The organism is Bradyrhizobium sp. CIR18 (genome assembly GCF_014198295.1).
Lineage (GTDB): Bacteria > Pseudomonadota > Alphaproteobacteria > Rhizobiales > Xanthobacteraceae > Bradyrhizobium.
Genome location: NZ_JACIHF010000008.1, coordinates 213,004 through 231,462 on the forward strand (window position 1 = coordinate 213,004; position 18,459 = coordinate 231,462).

General features: G+C 65.8%; 15 protein-coding genes. 8 read left to right on the forward strand and 7 right to left on the reverse strand.

Annotated elements, in window-relative coordinates:
* Positions 1-39: 39 nt before the first annotated feature.
* Complete coding sequence (locus GGD65_RS24750; protein ID WP_092260671.1) at positions 40-417, reverse strand: tautomerase family protein; 378 nt, start codon at positions 415-417, stop codon at positions 40-42.
* A gap of 160 nt (positions 418-577) precedes the next feature.
* Here GGD65_RS24750 and GGD65_RS24755 point away from each other — a divergent pair, with 160 nt between their 5' ends.
* Positions 578-1,177, forward strand: coding sequence for a TetR/AcrR family transcriptional regulator (locus tag GGD65_RS24755; RefSeq protein ID WP_183236884.1), 600 nt, complete (start codon positions 578-580; stop codon positions 1,175-1,177).
* 60 nt (positions 1,178-1,237) lie between these two features.
* Here GGD65_RS24755 and GGD65_RS24760 read toward each other — a convergent pair whose 3' ends face one another.
* Positions 1,238-1,705: a hypothetical protein gene (locus GGD65_RS24760; RefSeq protein ID WP_183236885.1), complete on the reverse strand. Its 468-nt coding sequence runs from the start codon at positions 1,703-1,705 to the stop codon at positions 1,238-1,240.
* A gap of 11 nt (positions 1,706-1,716) precedes the next feature.
* Complete coding sequence (locus GGD65_RS24765) at positions 1,717-2,217, reverse strand: hypothetical protein (protein ID WP_018317273.1); 501 nt, start codon at positions 2,215-2,217, stop codon at positions 1,717-1,719.
* A 284-nt stretch (positions 2,218-2,501) separates the two neighbouring features.
* Between GGD65_RS24765 and GGD65_RS24770 the strand changes: the two genes are divergently transcribed.
* The 4 genes from GGD65_RS24770 to GGD65_RS24785 all read left to right on the forward strand — a co-directional run bounded on the left by GGD65_RS24770 (position 2,502) and on the right by GGD65_RS24785 (position 11,516).
* Positions 2,502-4,184 (forward strand): methyl-accepting chemotaxis protein, encoded by a 1,683-nt coding sequence (locus tag GGD65_RS24770; protein ID WP_183236886.1) that lies wholly within the window; start codon positions 2,502-2,504, stop codon positions 4,182-4,184.
* Positions 4,185-4,344: 160 nt separating this feature from the next.
* A complete protein-coding gene (locus GGD65_RS24775) occupies positions 4,345-6,066 on the forward strand; it encodes an AMP-binding protein (protein ID WP_183236887.1) in 1,722 nt (573 codons plus the stop codon).
* Between the two features lie 12 nt (positions 6,067-6,078).
* Complete coding sequence (locus GGD65_RS24780; RefSeq protein WP_183236888.1) at positions 6,079-9,384, forward strand: carboxyl transferase domain-containing protein; 3,306 nt, start codon at positions 6,079-6,081, stop codon at positions 9,382-9,384.
* Positions 9,385-9,647: 263 nt separating this feature from the next.
* On the forward strand, positions 9,648-11,516 hold the full coding sequence (locus GGD65_RS24785) for a sigma-54-dependent Fis family transcriptional regulator (protein WP_183236889.1): 1,869 nt from the start codon (positions 9,648-9,650) through the stop codon (positions 11,514-11,516).
* A gap of 161 nt (positions 11,517-11,677) precedes the next feature.
* Here the strand turns inward: GGD65_RS24785 and GGD65_RS24790 are convergent, their stop codons facing one another.
* Positions 11,678-12,247 (reverse strand): flavin reductase family protein, encoded by a 570-nt coding sequence (locus tag GGD65_RS24790; RefSeq protein ID WP_183236890.1) that lies wholly within the window; start codon positions 12,245-12,247, stop codon positions 11,678-11,680.
* 58 nt (positions 12,248-12,305) lie between these two features.
* Positions 12,306-13,403, reverse strand: coding sequence for an LLM class flavin-dependent oxidoreductase (locus GGD65_RS24795; RefSeq protein WP_018317267.1), 1,098 nt, complete (start codon positions 13,401-13,403; stop codon positions 12,306-12,308).
* Between the two features lie 215 nt (positions 13,404-13,618).
* On the opposite strand from GGD65_RS24795, the gene GGD65_RS24800 reads away from it, so the two are divergent.
* The 3 genes from GGD65_RS24800 (at position 13,619) to poxB (ending at position 17,026) form a co-directional block, all read left to right on the forward strand.
* Positions 13,619-14,545: a 2-dehydro-3-deoxygalactonokinase gene (locus GGD65_RS24800; protein WP_183236891.1), complete on the forward strand. Its 927-nt coding sequence runs from the start codon at positions 13,619-13,621 to the stop codon at positions 14,543-14,545.
* A gap of 1 nt (position 14,546) precedes the next feature.
* Positions 14,547-15,179: a 2-dehydro-3-deoxy-6-phosphogalactonate aldolase gene (locus GGD65_RS24805; protein ID WP_179735002.1), complete on the forward strand. Its 633-nt coding sequence runs from the start codon at positions 14,547-14,549 to the stop codon at positions 15,177-15,179.
* 110 nt (positions 15,180-15,289) lie between these two features.
* The gene (gene poxB / locus GGD65_RS24810; protein WP_183236892.1) at positions 15,290-17,026 is read left to right on the forward strand and encodes a ubiquinone-dependent pyruvate dehydrogenase; all 1,737 of its coding nucleotides are present in this window, start codon (positions 15,290-15,292) and stop codon (positions 17,024-17,026) included.
* Here the strand turns inward: poxB and GGD65_RS24815 are convergent.
* Together GGD65_RS24815 and GGD65_RS24820 are read right to left on the reverse strand one after the other, a co-directional pair.
* Entirely contained in the window at positions 17,023-17,388 is a 366-nt protein-coding gene (locus GGD65_RS24815) for a hypothetical protein (protein ID WP_018317263.1), read from the reverse strand. The two genes, poxB and GGD65_RS24815, sit on opposite strands and share 4 nt — an antisense overlap.
* A 67-nt stretch (positions 17,389-17,455) precedes the next feature.
* The gene (locus GGD65_RS24820; protein ID WP_183236893.1) at positions 17,456-18,364 is read right to left on the reverse strand and encodes a PaaI family thioesterase; all 909 of its coding nucleotides are present in this window, start codon (positions 18,362-18,364) and stop codon (positions 17,456-17,458) included.
* Positions 18,365-18,459: the final 95 nt, after the last annotated feature.

Genomic DNA, 18,459 nt, shown 5'->3' on the forward strand with positions numbered 1-18,459 from the left:
CAATCCTCGATCGGCAGGGCACCGGCAGGTCCGCCCAGCTCACGCGAATTGCGCCAGCCCGTGACCGACGGACCAGTTCTCCTTGGGGGCATCGAGCACGTTCACGAACACGTCCTCGGGCCGGATACCCGGGCTTTCGCCGAGAAGGTCCGCGATCCGGCGATACAATGCCTTCTTCTGCTCGGGGGTTCGCGAGGCGAACACAGTGATCTGGATCAGCACCGCGTCGTCGCTGCGCTCGACGCCGTAGGCATTGCCGCAGCGGAAATTCGCCGGCTCATGCTCGGTGATGGCCATGAACGCGTCGTCCACGGGCACATTCAGCGCCTCGCGCATGGCGCGGTAGAGGCCGTCGAGAATCGCCTGCCGGTAGGCTTGCGGCTTGCCGGCGCGCATCGAGATGTGGAGCAGAGGCATCGCGCGTCCCTTTGCATGCGGGTCCGACCAGCAAGGCGAATGCGTACGCCGCTGTTCGGTCCAGTGTTGAAGCGGGCTATCAATTCCAATTGGTTTTTGACACGATGTCGAGAAAGCATGTTCTTGACGTCGTGTCAAATACTTCCCAAAGGAGCCGAGCTTGCGGCCGCGCGAATTCGACCATGACGATGTCCTGCGCATTGCGTTCGACCAGTTCTGGCGCAAGGGCGTGCGCGGCACCTCGCTGTCGGACATCGCGCGCGATGCCGGCGTCCAGCGCGGCAGCCTTTACAACGCCTTCGGCAGCAAGGAAGCGCTGTTCCTGCAGGCCTATGAACGCTATGCGGGGGATTATCTCCTCGCGCTGCAGAAGGCGCTCGGGACGGGCAGCCTGCGCAAGCGCCTCACCGCTTTCTTCGATCTGACCATCACCAACTTTCGCTCGGGCACGCCGCCGCGCGGATGTCCGACCACGCGCGGCCTGATGGAGCTCGGCGCCGCGGAAGGAGAGGGGTTGGACGAAGAAGCGCGCCAGGTATTTGCGGGCCTTATCTCGCGCATCACAGCACTGGTTCAGGACACGTTGTCGGCAGGCGCCGAGCGCGGCGAGTTCAACGGCAATGCCGCGGCCGCGGCGCTGCACATCGTCACCGTGACGCGCGGTCTCGCCGTGCTCGAACGTGCCTTCGGCGACGAGCCGCAATTGCGCAAGATCGCCGCGCATACCATCGATCTGCTGCTGGGCAGGAAGGGCGGCTAGCGCATGATCCGGAAAAGTGTGAAGCGGTTTTCCGGAAAGATCATGCGCAAACAACAGCCCTCAGCACAAGGCGAGCGCGTTGACCGCCCGCGTTGCCGCGGCTTCCTTGGCCGAGCCGACGAACGCGCAGACGATGGATTCGAGCTCGCCCGGCTGCTTGCTTCGCGCGACCGCCAGCAATCGCATCAATTCCGTCTCGTCCTTCGACAGCCGACGGCAGGACGGCGGCATGAAGCACAGTTCGCATGGCCGGCCGCTGCGCAGGATCCTGACCAGCGCGGCCACGCGCGCGACCAGCAGCGGACTGTCGGCAATATCAGGCGCCTCGTCGGCAAAGCGATAGGCGGCTTCCCAGCAATCGGAGGCGCCGGTCGTGTAGGCCGCCCCGATGAAGCGGAACAGCGACAGCGCGACGCGGCAGAAATCATCGTAGCTGTCGACGCAGGGGCGCGCTCCAAGCGCGGCCTGGAGCGGACAGAGCCGCGATGGGCCGGCGTCCGGCACCGAGGCGCAAATAGCTGGGGTCATGACCGATCTCGTCAGTGCAATGTCGGGCTTCCGACCAGCCAGCTCTTCATCGCCATGGTGCGGTCATGGTCGAGGGATCGCACCTGCCGGTCGGGCAGAATGAGGCCTGCCATGCGGAAGATCGTGGCGAGCCCCCGCACGGGCGCCAGCGCCCAATCGGCGCCGACCGGCGGCAGCCAGCTCTCGAATCGTTCGCGCACGATGTCGATGCGATCCTGTTGGGCCGCGGCGATGGCCTGCAGAATCCCGCGCTCGCTGTCCGACATGCGCGGACAGGTCGGGCAGTGCACTTCGATCGCGGTATGGGCCGTGCAGGCGAAGATCTCGATGATTGATTCCAGCGAGAGCACGGCATCGCCCACGCGGAAATGGTCGTACACCTCCTGGATATCCGCTGCGGTCGGAACGGCGCCTCCGCTGCGTGCCTTGGCCCGGAATCCCCAGATGAAGAGCCGTTCCGCCGCACTGAGCGCGGGAAGGTCGAGAGATCCTGATGATGTCGATTGATGCATGAAACCTCTGGCCCTTGGCTGCGCTCACGCCACAGCTGGCGCTGATTGTCTGCATCGATCGTTCTGCCGGAGCCCTCTCCAAGTCAACGCTCGCAGGGGCGATATCGAGGTCTTCTAGTTTTGAAGAGGTTTATATTCGAAGACGGGCGCGGCGCCGCGAGGGTGCGAAAACCGTGCGCGGCCGCCGGGCTTCGGCGGCCGCCTGGGAACCCGAATGCTTAAAGCTTTGCTAAGGGGATCGGGATAATCTGGCATGTCTGTCCCGCCAAATTTCGTGAGCTCCGATGATTTTCTCCCGCATCAGTTTCAAGCTGGTCCTGATTGTCGGCATCAGCCTCCTCGGCATGATCGCCCTGGCACCGATCGCCTTGTCGACCCTGCGCACGCAGATGGTCGCCGATCGCCAGGCCAAGACGCAGCAGATGGTCGATGTCGGCTACGGCATCCTCGCCCACTACCAAAAGCTCGAGAGCGAGGGGAAATTCCCGCGCGAGCAGGCCCAGGCCGCCGCGATCGCCGAGATCAAGAGCCTGCGCTACGACAAGGTCGAGTATTTCTGGATCAACGACATGGCCCCCAAGATGGTCATGCATCCGATCAAGCCGGAGCTCGACGGCAAGGATCTCTCCGAGATGAAGGATCCCGCCGGCAACGCGCTGTTCATGGGCTTCGTCGACGTCGTCAAGAAGCAGGGCGCGGGCTTCTACGGCTACCTCTGGCCGAAGCCCGGCTTCGACCAGCCGGTCGGGAAAATCTCCTATGTGAAGGGCTTTGCGCCCTGGGGCTGGATCATCGGCACCGGCATCTATCTCGACGATGTCGACGCCGTCTTCCGCCAGGCCGCGACGACGTTCGGCTATGTCTGTCTGGCCGTGCTGGTCCTGGTCCTCGGCGCGTCCTTCGTGATCGGCCGCAGCGTGACCCGGCCGCTGGCAAAAATCACCGCGCTGACCGAGCGGCTTGCCGCCGGCGACAGCGCGTTCGAGGTGCCCTATACCGACCGCAACAACGAGGTCGGCGCGCTCGCCAAGGCGCTGGCCGTGTTCAAGGACAATGCCTCGGCCGTCGGCCGCATGCATGCCGAGCAGCAGGAACTGAAGCAGAGGGCCGACGACGAGAAGCGCAAGGCCATGACTGACCTCGCCGGCAAGTTCGAGGCGAGCGTCCAGGCCGTCGTCCGCGACGTCTTCAACGAGGCGCGCGCGATGCAGCAGGCCGCGCAGGGCATGTCGGAAACCGCGGACAAGGCGACCGACCGCGCGAGCTTCGTCGCCTCCGCCTGCCAGCAGGCCTCGAGCAACGTGCAGACGGTGGCCTCCGCCGCCGGCCAGCTGTCGTCCTCGATCTCGGAGATCAGCCAGCGCGTCGCACAGGCCGCGACGGTGGCCGACAAGGCCGCCGCCGACGGCCAGCGCACCAACGACACCGTGCAGGGGCTGGCAGCGGCCGCGCACAAGATCGGCGAGGTCATCGACCTCATCAACCAGATCGCCTCGCAGACCAATCTGCTCGCGCTCAACGCCACGATCGAGGCGGCGCGCGCGGGCGAGGCCGGCAAGGGCTTTGCGGTGGTTGCGAGCGAAGTGAAGTCGCTGGCGAGCCAGACCGCGAAGGCGACCGACGAGATCGGCGCGCAGATCACCGCGATCCAGGCCGAGACCAACCAGGTCGTCGGCAACATCGAGAGCATCCGCGCCACCATCATGGAGGTCAACGAGATCTCCTCGTCGATCGCCGCCGCGGTCGAGGAGCAGGGCGCCGCGACGCAGGCGATCGCCCACAGCGTGCAGGAGGCGGCCTCCGGAACCGATCAGGTCTCGCAGAACATCTCCGGCGTCACCGACGCGACCGCGGCGACCGGCCAAGCCGCAGGCCTCGTGCTGCAATCGAGCGGCCGGCTGACGCAGAAGCTGCAATCGCTGGAAAACGAGGTCAGCGCTTTCGTCGCGGGCGTGCGGGCAGCGTAACGAAACGCGCTGCGAGAGACTTTCTTTTTCCGCGTCGCGGCATCGGCCGCGAGCCGATGCTGTTTTTCTTGACATGACCTCCGCCGTGCTCGACGTGTAGCGATGTCGATTGACGGCACGTGCGTGCCTTCGAAAAGAAAAGCAACACGGGAAAGACGTCATGAGCGCGGGCCTCAACGAGAAGGATTATCTCGCCACATTGCGTGGCCTGTGGGAGAAGGCCTGGCCGAACGGCATGCCGCGTTCGCCGAATTATCTGCACGGCGAAGTTCCCTTGACGGAATATCTGCGCGCCTGGGCGAAGCGCAGCCCGGAGCGGCCCGCAATCATCTTCTACGGCCACGTCACCACCTACGCGGAGCTCGACCGGCAGAGCGACCGTTTTGCGGCGCTGCTGCAAGCCAAGGGCGTCAGCAAGGGTGACCGCGTCGCCGTGTTCCTGCCGAACTGCCCGCAATTCCACATCGTGTTCTTCGGCATTTTGAAGCTCGGCGCGATCCATGTCCCCGTCAGCCCGCTGTCGCGCGCGTTCGAGCTGTCCTACGAACTGAACGACACCCAGGCCGATGTGATCGTGGCGCTCGACCAGCTCGTCCCCGTCGTCGAGCAGGTCCGCGGCGAGGTGCGCCTGCGCCAAATCATCGTCACCAGCTTCGCCGACGTCATTCCGGTAACGCCCGCGTTCCCCACGCCGGACTCGATCCGCGCGCCGCGCGTTGCGGTCCCGGGCGCGACCGATCTGCTGCCGACGCTGGCGGCAATGCCCACGCCTATGCCGCTGCCGCCGCCTGGGCTCGATGACGTTGCCGCGCTCAACTACACCGGCGGCACCACGGGCATGCCCAAGGGCTGCGTCCATACCCATCGCGACATGGTCTACACGGCCGCGGCCAATTACGGCATCTCGGTGCTGTCCGACGAGAGCAGCGTGTTCCTGTCGTTCTTTCCGGAATTCTGGATCGCCGGCGAGAACTTTGGCCTGATCTTCCCGCTGTTCTCCGGCGCGACGCTGGTGCTGCTGGCGCGCTGGGATGCCGTCGGCGCGATGGCGGCGATCGACAAGTACAAGGTCACGATCACCGCGATGCCGGTCGACGGCGCGGTCGAGCTGATGGACCATCCGCGCTGGAGCGAGTTCGACCTGTCGTCGCTGCAGCAGGTCCGCGTCGTCTCCTTCGTCAAGAAGCTCAACGCCGATTATCGCAAGCGCTGGAAGGGTCTGACCGGCACGATCCTGATGGAGGCGGCATGGGGCATGACGGAAACCCACACCTCCAACACCTTCACGGCGGGCTTCCAGGATGACGATTTCGACCTCAACAATCAGCCGATCTTCGTCGGCCTGCCGGTCCCCGGCGCCGAGTTCAAGATCACCGATTTCGAGACCGGCGCATTGCTGCCGCTCGGCGCGGAAGGCGAGATCCGCGTGCGCACGCCGTCGCTGCTGAAGAGCTACTGGAACAAGCCGGAGGCGACCTCCGAGTCGCTCGTCGACGGTTGGCTGCGCACCGGCGATATCGGCAACATCGACAAGGACGGTTTTCTGCACTTCCTCGGCCGCCGCAAGGAGATGCTGAAGGTCAAGGGCATGAGCGTGTTTCCGCCGGAGATCGAGGCGCTGCTCGGCCAGCATCCGAAAGTTCTGGGATCGGGCGTGGTCGGGCGCGACGATCCTGACAAGGGCCAGGTGCCGGTGGCCTATATCCAGCTCAAGCCGGAGGCGGTCGGCACCATCTCTGCGGAAGATCTGCGCGCGTGGTGCGCCGAGCGCATGGCCGTCTACAAGATCCCGGAAGTGCGTATTATCGATGCCCTGCCGCTGACGGCGACGGGCAAGGTGAAGAAGCAGGACCTCGATCCGAATCTTCCTGCTGCTGTCTGAATGAGAGAGACGATGTCGTTCAAGAAACTCCTGATCGCCAATCGCGGCGAGATCGCCATCCGCATCGCGCGCGCGGCGGCCGATGCCGGCATCGCGACCGTTGCGATCCATCCTACTGATGATGCGCTGTCGCTGCACGTGCGTGTGGCCGACGAGGCGGTCGAAATCCCCGGCCGCGGCGCCCGGGCCTATCTCGACATCGATGCGGTGGTGACGGCGGCGAAAAGCGTCGGGTGCGATGCCGTGCATCCCGGCTACGGCTTCCTCAGCGAGAACGCCGCATTCGCCAAGGCGTGCGCGGACGTGGGCCTCACCTTCGTCGGGCCGAAGCCGGCGGCGCTCGAATTGTTCGGCGACAAGGTCGCGGCGCGGCAACTGGCAAAGCGTTGCGGCGTGCCGATCATTGCCGGCACCAGCGGGCCGTCCTCGCTGGAGGAGATCACGGCGTTCTTCGCTTCGCTCGGCAGCCATGCTGCGATCGTGATCAAGGCCATGGCCGGCGGTGGCGGTCGCGGCATGCGTGTCGTCGAGAACGCATCCGATCTTGCGGAAGCCTATGCGCGCTGCCAGTCCGAGGCCAAGGCGGCCTTCGGCTTCGACGGCGTCTATGCCGAGCGGCTGATCCGACAGGCGCGGCATATCGAGGTGCAGATTATCGGCGATCGTCACGGCGCGATCTCTCATCTCTGGGAGCGTGAATGCACCATCCAGCGCCGGCACCAGAAGCTGATCGAGGTGGCGCCGAGCCCGTCGTTGAGCGATCCCTTGCGCGGCCGCATCATCGAGGCGGCCAAGCAACTTGCGTCGGCGGCGGCTTACGACAATCTCGGCACGTTCGAGTTCCTGGTCGACGGCACGGCCGAGGACAGTTTTGCCTTCATCGAGGCCAATCCGCGGCTGCAGGTCGAGCACACCGTCACCGAAGAAGTGCTCGGCCTCGACCTCGTCCGCGCCCAGCTCGCGGTCGCATCAGGCGCGACGCTCGCCTCGCTTGGCTTTGCGCAAGCTTCGATCCCGAAGCCACGAGGCCATGCCATGCAGCTTCGCGTCAACATGGAAACGCTGGACGAGACGGGCGCGACGCATCCGACCGGCGGCGTGCTCGCCGTTTTCGAACCCCCGTCAGGCCCCGGAGTTCGTGTCGATAGTTTTGGTTACGCCGGCTACAAGACCAGCGCGGCCTTTGACTCGCTACTCGCAAAAGTCATCGTGCATACGCCGGGCGAAGCCTGGCATGATGTGGTCGCGAAGGCATCGCGTGCCCTGCGCGAGTTCCGGATCGACGGCGTGGTCACCAACATCGCCTTCCTCCAGGCGGTGCTGGCGCATCCTGATTTCAGGACCAACCATATCGCGACCGATTTCATCGATCGCAATATCGCAAAGCTTGTCGATGCCGCCGATGGCGCGGCCAAGCCGCTTTATTTTGCGCCAACCGAAGCAAGTGGCGTTCACGGTGCCGAGACGCACATCGCGCAAGTGGTGCCTGAAGGCACGGTGATGGTCGCCGCACCGTTGCAGGGGACCATCGTCACCATTCAGGTGAAGGAGGGCGAGATCGTGCGCCCCGGCCAGCAGCTCGCCGTGATCGAGTCCATGAAGATGGAGCATCTGGTGATGGCCGAGCAGGGCGGCCGTGTCATGACGCTCGCCGCCGGCGACGGCGCCACGCTGATGCATGGCGAGCCGATCATGTATCTCGAGCCGCTCGACGTTGCGGCGGATAGGGCCACGGCCGAAGCCGACATCGATCTGGATCACATCCGGCCCGATCTCGCCGAGTTGATTGCCCGCCAGGCGAACACGCTGGATGCGAATCGCCCCGCCTCGGTCGAGCGCCGCCGCAACACCAACCAGCGCACCGCGCGCGAGAACGTCGCCCAGCTCGTCGATGACGGCTCGTTCATGGAGTATGGCAGCCTCGCGATCGCGGCGCAGCGCCGCCGGCGCAAGCTCGACGATCTCATCAAGAACACGCCGGCCGACGGCCTCGTGATGGGCGTTGCCACGGTGAATGGCGAGAAGTTCGGACCCGAGGGCGCGCGCTGCATCGTTGTGGCCTATGACTACACCGTGCTCGCGGGCACGCAGGGCCACATGAACCACAAGAAGATCGACCGCATGCTGACCCTTGCGGAAGACTGGCGCGTGCCGCTGGTGTTCTATGCCGAAGGCGGCGGCGGCCGGCCCGGCGACACCGACCGGCTCGGTATGACCGGGCTCGACGGTCCGTCCTTCGTGCAATTCGCAAGGCTCTCCGGCCTCGTGCCTGTGATTGGTGTCGTCTCCGGCTATTGCTTCGCCGGCAACGCCGCGATGCTTGGCTGCTGCGACGTGATCATCGCCACCAAGAACGCCTCGATCGGAATGGGCGGCCCTGCGATGATCGAAGGCGGCGGTCTCGGCGTCTATCATCCGGCCGAGGTCGGCCCGGTCTCGTTCCAGTCGCCGAACGGCGTCATCGATATCCTCGTCGAGGACGAGGAGGAGGCGACATCCGTCGCGCAAAAGTATCTGTCCTATTTCCAGGGCGCGGTGACGGAGTGGGAGGCCGCCGACCAGCGCCTGCTCCGACGCGCCATCCCCGAGAACCGGCTGCGCGTCTACGACATCCGCAGCGTCATCGATCTCGTCGCCGACAAGGATTCCGTGCTGGAGCTGCGCCGCGACTACGGCGTCGGCATGATCACCGCGCTGATCCGCATCGAAGGAAAGCCGTTCGGCCTGATCGCCAACAATCCGCGCCATCTCGGCGGCGCGATCGATGCCGATGCCGGCGATAAGGCTGCCCGCTTCCTCCAGCTCTGCGACGCGTTCGACCTGCCCGTCGTTTCGCTCTGCGACACGCCCGGCTTCATGGTCGGCCCGGAAGCCGAGAAGACCGCGATCGTGCGTCACGTCTCGCGCATGTTCGTGACGGGCGCGAGCCTCACTGTGCCGCTGTTCGGCATCGTGCTGCGCAAGGGCTACGGTCTCGGCGCGCAGTCGATGATCGGCGGCGGCTTCCACGCCTCGTTCTTCACCGCGGCCTGGCCGACCGGCGAATTCGGCGGCATGGGCCTGGAGGGCTACGTCCGCCTCGGCTTCCGCAAGGAGATGGAGGCGATCACTGATCCCGAGGAGCGCGAGACCTATTACCGCAACAAGGTCGCCGAGCTCTATGCCAACGGCAAGGCGGTCTCGATCGCATCGGTATTCGAGATCGACAACGTGATCGACCCCGCCGAGACGCGCCGCTGGATCATGGCCGGACTCCGTTCGGTGCCGAAGCCGCCGGCCAGGGCCGGGAAGAAGCGGCCATGCATCGATACGTGGTGACGGCGGTGCAGCAAGCGCGGGTCGCTTAAGGCACTCGTTATCCAAATCGTCATGCCCGGGCAGAAGCGCGAAGCGCGTCTTCGCGCCAGATGTCCCGGGCATCCACGTTCTTTCGCATCCGCGGTAACGCGTGGATGGCCGGGACAAGCCCGGCCATGAAGGCGCTGAGCCCGTGTGCCTTCATCCTCGTTCCCGGTTCCCGATTGACATCCCCGCCTGTGGTGCCAGACTTTGCACAATAATACAGGGTGGAGACGTCCGCGATGGCCAGCCTGTCGGCCTCGAACCATGTCGCCCGTGTCTTGTCCGTCGCCAATCAATTGGCCGACGTCGATGCCTCTTCGCGCATTGCCGATTCCTGGCGGCGCTGCCTGATCAGCCACAAGCTCGACCCCGCCCGCCAGGGACCGCCGCAGACGCTGACCGAGGCCGAGGTCCGGCATGTCGCCGAACCCATGGAGCAGCTGATCCAGCTCGCGACGCCGGAGCTCGAAGACCTCGCGCGGGTGCTGCGCGAGGCCGGCTATTGCGTCAATCTCGCTGACCCCAGCGCCACGATGCTGTGGAGCCGGCTACCCGGCCCGGCCGATACTGAAATCTTCATGCGCTGGAAGGTCTATACCGGCTCGAATTTTTCCGAGGCTTTCGAAGGCACCAACGGGCTAGGCACCGCACTCGCGGAGCAGAAGCCGATCCTGGTGCATCGTGACGAGCATTTTCGCGCGCAGTGGCACATGTTCTCCTGCGCCGTGGCGCCGCTGTTCGACCAGGCCGGTCGCCTCGCCGGTGCCGTGAACATCACCTCTTGCCGCGAGGATCTCGAGCGCGCTGCGCATCAGCTCGCGCTCGCGGTGACGATGGAGGCGACGCGGCGCATGGAGGGTGCGATCTTCCGCGGTCATTTCCGCAACGCCTGGATCGCGACTGTGCCGGGCGACGGCGGCAGCGGTCTGCTCGCCTATGACGACGATCGCCGCATCGTCGGCGCCTGCCGTTCGGCGCGCGCACTGCTGGGTCTCACCGACGGCCTGATCGCATCCGGCATCGATCTGTCGCGCTACGTCAAGTTCGATCATCATGCCGGCCGCGGCGCGGACGAGACGGTCGAGTTGCGCCGCGCCGATGGCAGTGCGTTAGGGCGAGGGCATGTTGCGCCGCCGCTGCGGGCGAGATCATCGGCGCGCCCGCTCGCACCGCGCCGCGATGCACCTGTCGATCGCTTCGACGCCCTGCATCGGCTCGCCGGCCGCGATCCCGGGCTGATCAGAAGCGTGAAGCGGCTCCGAAGCATCGGCGATCACAATCTGCCGGTGCTGCTCCATGGCGAGACCGGCGTCGGCAAGGATGTGTTCGCGCGCGCCATTCACGCCGCCAGCAACCGCGCGCGCAGCAATTATGTGGCGCTGAACTGCGCGGCGATGCCGGAGAGCCTGATCGACGCCGAGCTGTTCGGCTACGAGGCCGGCGCCTTCACCGGCGCGCGGCGCGACGGCTCGAAGGGCTTGATCGTGCAGGCCGACGGCGGCACGCTGTTCCTCGACGAAATCGGCGATATGCCGATCGCGCTGCAGACGCGCTTGTTGCGCGTGCTGGAAAACCGCGAGGTCTGGCCGCTTGGCGCGCTCAAGCCCGTCGCCGTCGACATCCGCCTCATCAGCGCCACCCACCGCGATCTCGGCCGCATGGCCGAAGAAGGCGGCTTCCGCGCCGACCTCTATTTCCGCCTGCGCGGCCTCGAGGTGCGGCTGCCGGCCTTGCGCGAGCGTGCCGACCGGGACGACGTCATCCGCCAGATCGCGCGCGAAGAGGCGCCGAACTGCAGGCTTTCGGACCAGGCGTGGTCGCAACTCTCGGCCTATTCCTATCCCGGCAACATGCGCCAGCTTCGCCACGTGCTGCGGCTCGCCGGTTGCACGGCGGAGAACGGGGTCATCACCGAGGCGGATCTGGATCTGCCGCCGTTCGGAGGGAGGGCGGCGGAGCCTGATCTTGCAGCGGCCGAACGCGCCACGCTCGTGGAAGCCTTGCGCCAGCATGGCGGCCGCGTGACGGCGGCGGCCCGCGCGCTGAAGCTCAGCCGCGCCACGCTCTATCGCAAGATCAAGCAGCTGAAGATCGAGACGGCGCAGTAGGGATCAGCTGCACGTGGCGCGCGTTCTCCGCTGGCTCGGAATCGTAGGGTGGGCAAAGGCGCGCTTGCGCCGTGCCCACCATCTCTAACCGAATGTTGCAGTACGTGGGCACGCTTCGCTTTGCCCACCCTACGATACTGTATTCGCAGCGAGAGTGACGATTAAGAAAAATCCGTCCAGCTCAGATGCCGTGAATCGAGGTCGCCGACCGTCACCGTTTCGCGCATCTCATGCGGCGTGTGAAAACTGCTGCGCAAGTACACCAGCGGCCCGGCCGCATCCGAATGCGAGACGCCGCGCACCTCGCCGACGAAGATCGAATGCGTCGTCGTCTCGAACTCCTGCGCCAGCACGCAGTCGAATGCGGCCACCGCATCCGTCAGCACCGGGGCGCCGGTCGCGCCGCGCGTCCATTGCCCGAACGCAAAACGGTCGTCGCCGTTGACGCCCTTCTGGCCGCTGAAGGTCAGCGCGAGCAGGGCGTGGTCCTCGTGCAGGAAGTTGATCGCGAACGCGGCTTCCTCGCGGATGCGCGCATGTGCGCTGGCGTTGCGGTTGACGCAGACGATCAGCGAGGGCGGGCTATCCGACAGCGAGCAGGCCGAGGTCACCGTCAATCCCGTGCGCTTGCCGTGCTCAGCGCCGACCGTGACCAGCGCGACGGCGCCGGCACATTGGCGCATCGCCTGCTTGAAATCCTTCACGTCGAGAGGATTGGCGTCGACCGTCACGCGGAAATCTCCGAAAACAGAAGCGGGTGCGACACGATTGCGCCGCACCCGTTGGGCGTCAAGCTGCCTTCTTCGCGGAGCCGAGATGCGCAAGGCGCGGCATCACCTCGTTCTTCAGCAGCGAGAGCGAGTGGTGCCAGGCTTCCGCCTTGTGCTTGTAGTCGAAGCCGAACACCAGCAGCACGCCGAAGCCGCCGACCTCGTCGTAGATCTTCTCGATCTTCTCGGCGACGGTCGCGGGCGAGCCGACGATCCAGTTCCGCTTGGCGCAATATTCGACCGTGACGTCGCTGTCGGGGACATCAGGGGCGTGCTTGAGATAATCCTTGAAGCCGAAATGGCCGAGCAGCGGCAGGAAGTACTCGCTCATCATCCGGCCCATCATGTCGCCGGTCGAGAGCTTCCAGGCTTCCTCGTCGGTGTCGGCGACGAACACCTCGCGCACCAGGCGCCAGTCCTGCCGGTTCGGCTTGCGCCCGGTCTTGGCGGCGCCGACCTCGACCGAGTCCCAATGGCTGGAGACATAGGCCGGGTTGAGGTTGAGGCTCATCGGGATGAAGCCGCGCTCGCCGGCGAGCTTCAGCGTGTCCGAGTTCTTCGACAGCCCGGCAACGCCGATCGGCGGATGCGGCGCCTGCAACGGCTTGATGTGGGGCTTGAGGAAGTCGAACATCGTGTCCGGCTTGGTCACCGTCCAGAATTTGCCCTTGTGAGTAAAGGGTGCCGGCTCGGTCCACAGCTTCAGGATGATCTCCAGCGCCTCGCGGGTCATGTCGCGGTTCTGCCCGCTCATGCCGTCAACGTTGAACATCGCCCAGTCGCTCGGTAGCCCCGAAGCTGCGACGCCGAAATTGAGCCGGCCCTCGGAGAGATGGTCGAGCATCGCGACGCGATTGGCGAGCTCGGCCGGGTGGTGATAGGGCAACAGGAAGCCGCCGGGTCCGATGCGCAGCTTTTTGGTCTGCATCAGGGCCTGCGCGATCAGGAGGTCCGGCGTGGGATTGGGTTCCCAGGGCGCGGTGTGGTGCTCGCCGACCCAGGCTTCCTGATAGCCGAGTTCGTCGAGCCAGCGCATGACTTGCAGGTCCCAGTCGTTCCCTTCCTTCAGGCCGCACTCTGGCGGATGCGAAGGCATCGTGAAATAGCCGATCTCCATGGGTTTCCTCATCTGATGTTGACGCGTCTTGTCGCGCGTTGACGGAGTTGAGTGGGAAGGCTTCAGCAAGCGCTGTGCCAGCACGGCGGAGCCTCGAATTGCGGAGAAAGGGCTGGTTTGCCCGCACAATAGCCGGTATCTCGGCGGTAGACCCGCAAGACGTCGTCTCATTGTCGCGAGACGACGTCCCGGCCGTGAGACGAGGACAGTTTCGAATGACCGAACCCGCTTATGTCGCGGTGGACTGGGGCACCAGCAGCTTTCGGCTGTGGCTGGTCGATCGTGCCGGCCAGGTACTGACTGAGCGCCGCAGCGGCGAGGGCATGCTCGCCGCGGCGAAGACCGGCTTTCCCGCCGTGCTGCAATCGCATCTTGCCGCGGTCGAGGCGCCGGATCATCTGCCGGTTCTCGTCTGCGGCATGGCCGGCGCCAGAAACGGCTGGGTCGAAGCCGGCTATGTCGACACGCCGGCGCCGCTGGCCGCCATCCTGAAACAGGCCGTGCGCGTCCCCGGCGAAGCCCGCGACATCCGCATCCTGCCCGGCATCGCGCAGCGCGAGACAAAAGCGCCGGACGTGATGCGCGGCGAGGAAACGCAGCTGCTCGGCGCGCTCGGCCTCAAGGCCGCGGGCGAGGCGCTGGTCTGCATGCCCGGCACGCATTCGAAATGGGTGCGCGTGAAGGACGGCGTGGTCGAACGCTTCTCCACCTTCATGACAGGCGAGCTGTTCAGCGCCGTCTCGCGCGAGACCATCCTGTCGCTCGCGGTCGCCGGCGCCGACGAGGCCGAGGATGTCGCGAGCTTCAAGGCGGCGGTGAAAGCCGCGTATGAGGCGCCCGCCTTTGTCGCCAATCACTTGTTCGGCGCGCGCTCACGCCAGCTGCTGTTCGGCGGCACGCCGGCCGCGGCGCGCGAGACGCTGTCGGGCACGTTGATCGGCGCCGAGCTGGCGGCGGGGCTCTCCGGCCCCGTTCCCCAAGCGGGCGTCGAGCTGGTTGCATCGGGGCGGCTTGCGATGCTGTACCGGCTGGCGTTCGAGGCGCTGTCGGTCAACGCAATTCCGGTCGACGCGGATGAGGCCGTCCGCCGCGGCCTGTCGATGGCGGCTGCCGCGATCTGGACGAAGCAGAAGGATTTTTGAGATGAGCGTTCCCTTTCCGCCGATGAAGCGGCCGCTGGTTGCGATCCTGCGCGGCGTCAAGCCGGAGGAGACCGAGGCGATCGTCGCCGTGCTGATCGAGGCCGGCATGACCGCGATCGAAATTCCCCTGAACTCGCCCGATCCGTTCCGCTCCATCGCAACGGCCGTGAAGCAGGCGCCTTCAGGCGTGCTGATCGGCGCCGGCACGGTGCTGACCACTGCGGATGTCGATCGTCTCAACGACGTCGGCGGCAGGCTGATGGTCTCGCCGAATGTGGACACGCAGGTGCTCGCGCGTGCGCATCAGCACGGCATGGTGACCTTGCCTGGCGTGTTCTCGCCGACCGAGGCGCTGCTCGCGGCGCGCTCGGGCGCATCGGGCCTGAAATTCTTTCCGGCCAACGTGCTCGGCGCATCCGGCATTGCCGCGATCCGCGCCGTGCTGCCGCCAGGCGTCATGATCGCCGCGGTCGGCGGCGTCTCCGATCAGAATTTTGCGGAGTACATCGGGGGCGGCGTCACCGCCTTCGGGCTCGGCTCCAGCCTCTACAAGCCCGGCATGAGCGCGGCCGATGTCGCAGGCCGAGCGAAGGCAACGATCGCGGCTTACGATCGGGCAATTCAGAAAGATTGAACGGACAATAAACTAGCCGTGATCCTGACATGGCCTATTGTGCCACATAGTGTCGCGATGCTGACGTTTTGCGCATCGCATTATGTGACTGGCTGAATCAGGAGACCGACATGGCGATCAACAACGTGGCCGATCTGTTCGTGGCAACGCTCGAGCAGGCCGGCGTCAAGCGCATCTACGGCATCGTCGGCGACAGCTTGAACGCCCTGACCGAATCACTGCGCCGCCGCGGCACGATCGAATGGATCCATGTCCGCCACGAGGAGGTTGCCGCGTTCGCCGCCGCCGGCGAAGCCGAGATGACCGGAAGCCTTGCGGTGTGCGCGGGCTCCTGCGGTCCCGGCAATCTGCATCTGATCAACGGCCTGTTCGACGCGCATCGCAGCCGCGTTCCCGTGCTGGCGATCGCGGCGCAGATCCCGACCGCTGAGATCGGCGGCGGTTATTTCCAGGAGACCTATCCGCAAAATCTGTTCCGCGAATGCAGCCATTATTGCGAGCTGGTGTCCGACCCGAGCCAGCTTCCTTACGTGCTGGAGAATGCCATCCGCGCGGCGGTGGGCCTGCGCGGCGTCGCCGTCGTCGCGATGCCCGGCGACGTCGCATTCCGTAGCCCGCCCAAGCGCGCGCTGTCGACGACGCGCGGACTCGCGCTGTCGGCGCCGAAGGTGGTGCCGCAGGCCGATGAGCTGCAGGCGCTCGCCGAACTCCTCAACGGCACCGAGCGCGTCACCCTGTTCTGCGGCCGCGGCTGCGCCGGCGCGCATGCGCCCTTGATGCAGCTGGCGGAAGCGCTGAAGAGTCCGATCGTGCATGCGCTCGGCGGCAAGGAGCATGTCGAGTACGACAATCCCTATGACGTCGGCATGACCGGCTTCATCGGCTTCTCCTCGGGCTATGCCGCCATGCACGCCTGCGACGCCCTGGTGATGCTCGGCACCGATTTTCCCTATAAGCAATTCTTTCCGACCGATGCGAAGATCGCGCAGGTCGACATCCGCCCGGAAAATCTCGGACGACGCTGCAAGATCGATCTCGGCCTCGTCGGCGACGTCAAGCTGACCATCGAGGCGCTGCTGCCGCTGCTGAAATCAAAGACGCAGCGCCAGCATCTCGACGATGCCGTCGCGCATTACAAGAAGGCGCGCGAGGGCCTGGATTCGCTGGCCAAGGGCACGCCCGGCAGCAAGCCGATCCACCCGCAATATCTCGCAAAAGTCATCAGCGACCACGCATCGGACGATGCGGTCTTCACCGCCGATGTCGGCACGCCCACGGTGTGGGCGGCGCGCTATCTCGACATGAACGGCCGCCGCCGGCTGGTCGGCTCCTTCGTGCACGGCTCGATGGCCAACGCCATGCCGCAGGCGATCGGTGCGCAGGCCGCCCAGCCCGGCCGCCAGGTGATCTCGCTGTCGGGCGACGGCGGTTTCTCCATGCTGATGGGCGATCTCATCACGCTGACGCAAATGAAGCTACCGGTGAAGGTCGTGATCTTCAACAACGGCGTGCTCGGCTTCGTCGCGCTGGAGATGAAGGCGGCGGGTTTCGTCGACACCAATGTCGACCTGGAGAATCCCGATTTCGCGGCGATGGCGCGCGCCATGGGAATCTTCGCCAAGCGCGTCGAGGACCCCGGCGAGCTTCCGGGCGCGGTGAAGGAGATGCTCGCCCATGACGGGCCGGCGCTGCTCGACGTCGTCACCGCCAAGCAGGAGCTGTCGATGCCGCCGACCATCACGCCCGAGCAGATCAAGGGCTTTAGCCTCTGGGTCCTGCGCGCGGTGATGAACGGCCGCGGCGACGAGGTGCTCGATCTCGCGAAGACGAACCTATTGCCGCGTTAGCCCCGCTTCACCGAAGGCGCGGGCAGTCGCTCGTGCCGGTTCTGGAAGCGTTGCCAGTGCATCACTGAGCCGATCAGCAGGGCCGGCACGAAGCCGAGCAGGATCAGGAAGTGCGGCAGCTCCTTCGGCGAGACGAAGGCGATGGCGATGTCCGAGATCAGCCAGAGCGCCGCGAACATCACCGCAAAGTCCGTTCGCGGGCAGCGCAGGTAGTAGAACACGGCGGTGATGACGATGGCGGGTCCGATCGCCACGCCGATCATGATCGCGGTCAGCTCCTTCGGCGTCAACGCGTCGAGCATCATCGAGGCCAGCAGCCAGAGTGCGGCGAACATGGCGACGATGTCGAGCGGATGCCGCAATCCAATACCTCTCGCGGGGACGTGCTATCGTTGTGGCCGGGGCTGCGGCCGTCAAGTCAAAATGCGCTTATTCCTCGTCACTTCCTGGCGTCGGGCGCAGCATGAAATGGCCGAAGGCGGTGGCGATCGGCTTGTCCGCATCGTCCTGCCAGGCGCGCGCCTCGAAGGCGACGATGCGCCGGCCCTGCTTCACGATCGAGACGTTGGCAAACGTATCGAGCGCACGGCCGGAGCGCAGATAGTTGACGGTGAGCCCGATCGGCTTCGGCGGCGCGGCGGCGCCGAGCTCGCGCGCGACGCCGATGATGGCCGTGGTCTCGAGGAAGGCCCCGGTCATGCCGCCGTGGATCGCGGGCAGGATCGGGTTGCCGATGATTATTGGCGAGAACGGCATCGTCAGCGTGCCGTCGTCATTGACGCGGATGCCGAGCGCGCGCGCGAACGGGCTGCGCGCGAACGGGCCATCCGGATCTTCCGGCGCCTCCAGCACCGGGATGCTGCGCGCATCCATCCTGCGGTCGGCGAGCATGTTGGTGCGGTTGGCACCGATCATGAAGCAGGCGGTCGCAGTCGCCACCGGATCGTCCTCGGATTCCTGATAGGCGGTGGAGCGCACGAAGGCGATCGAGCGCGTGGTGCGGTAGCACACCGAATGCGCCTTGATGTCGAGGCCCGGCGTCGCCGGCTTCTGATAGTCGATGCGCAGGTCAAGGGTTGCGATCGCGCGCGTGCCGTCGAGCGCAAGTTGCACCGCCATGCCGCAGCTCTCGTCCAGCATCGCGGTGACGACACCGCCATGCAGCACGCCGGTCTCGGTGTCGCCGACGAAGACGGGCCGGTAGGGCAGGCTCGACCAAGCCTCAGCTGGTGCAAAGCGATCGAGCTGGAGCCCGCTGATATGGCCGTAATCGGAGCGGCGGCCCTGGATGGCGTCGGCGAGTTCCTCGAATGGGAGCGTGGTCGGTATGGTGCTCATGGGGACGTTCTAGACCAGTGTCGGGCGCCGCGCAAAACCCCGAATTGGCCTCGACAGAGCAGGCCGAAGCACCGATGGTGAGCGCTCCGTTCGCC

What these genes read in the sequence shown, in the direction of transcription:
- GGD65_RS24750 (WP_092260671.1), bottom strand. Translation starts at nt 417, where the DNA reads ATGCCTCTGCTCCACATCTCGATGCGCGCCGGCAAGCCGCAAGCCTAC.
- GGD65_RS24760 (WP_183236885.1), bottom strand. Translation starts at nt 1,705, where the DNA reads ATGACCCCAGCTATTTGCGCCTCGGTGCCGGACGCCGGCCCATCGCGG.
- GGD65_RS24765 (WP_018317273.1), bottom strand. Translation starts at nt 2,217, where the DNA reads ATGCATCAATCGACATCATCAGGATCTCTCGACCTTCCCGCGCTCAGT.
- GGD65_RS24770 (WP_183236886.1), top strand. Translation starts at nt 2,502, where the DNA reads ATGATTTTCTCCCGCATCAGTTTCAAGCTGGTCCTGATTGTCGGCATC.
- GGD65_RS24775 (WP_183236887.1), top strand. Translation starts at nt 4,345, where the DNA reads ATGAGCGCGGGCCTCAACGAGAAGGATTATCTCGCCACATTGCGTGGC.
- GGD65_RS24780 (WP_183236888.1), top strand. Translation starts at nt 6,079, where the DNA reads ATGTCGTTCAAGAAACTCCTGATCGCCAATCGCGGCGAGATCGCCATC.
- GGD65_RS24785 (WP_183236889.1), top strand. Translation starts at nt 9,648, where the DNA reads ATGGCCAGCCTGTCGGCCTCGAACCATGTCGCCCGTGTCTTGTCCGTC.
- GGD65_RS24795 (WP_018317267.1), bottom strand. Translation starts at nt 13,403, where the DNA reads ATGGAGATCGGCTATTTCACGATGCCTTCGCATCCGCCAGAGTGCGGC.
- GGD65_RS24800 (WP_183236891.1), top strand. Translation starts at nt 13,619, where the DNA reads ATGACCGAACCCGCTTATGTCGCGGTGGACTGGGGCACCAGCAGCTTT.
- GGD65_RS24805 (WP_179735002.1), top strand. Translation starts at nt 14,547, where the DNA reads ATGAGCGTTCCCTTTCCGCCGATGAAGCGGCCGCTGGTTGCGATCCTG.
- poxB (WP_183236892.1), top strand. Translation starts at nt 15,290, where the DNA reads ATGGCGATCAACAACGTGGCCGATCTGTTCGTGGCAACGCTCGAGCAG.
- GGD65_RS24820 (WP_183236893.1), bottom strand. Translation starts at nt 18,364, where the DNA reads ATGAGCACCATACCGACCACGCTCCCATTCGAGGAACTCGCCGACGCC.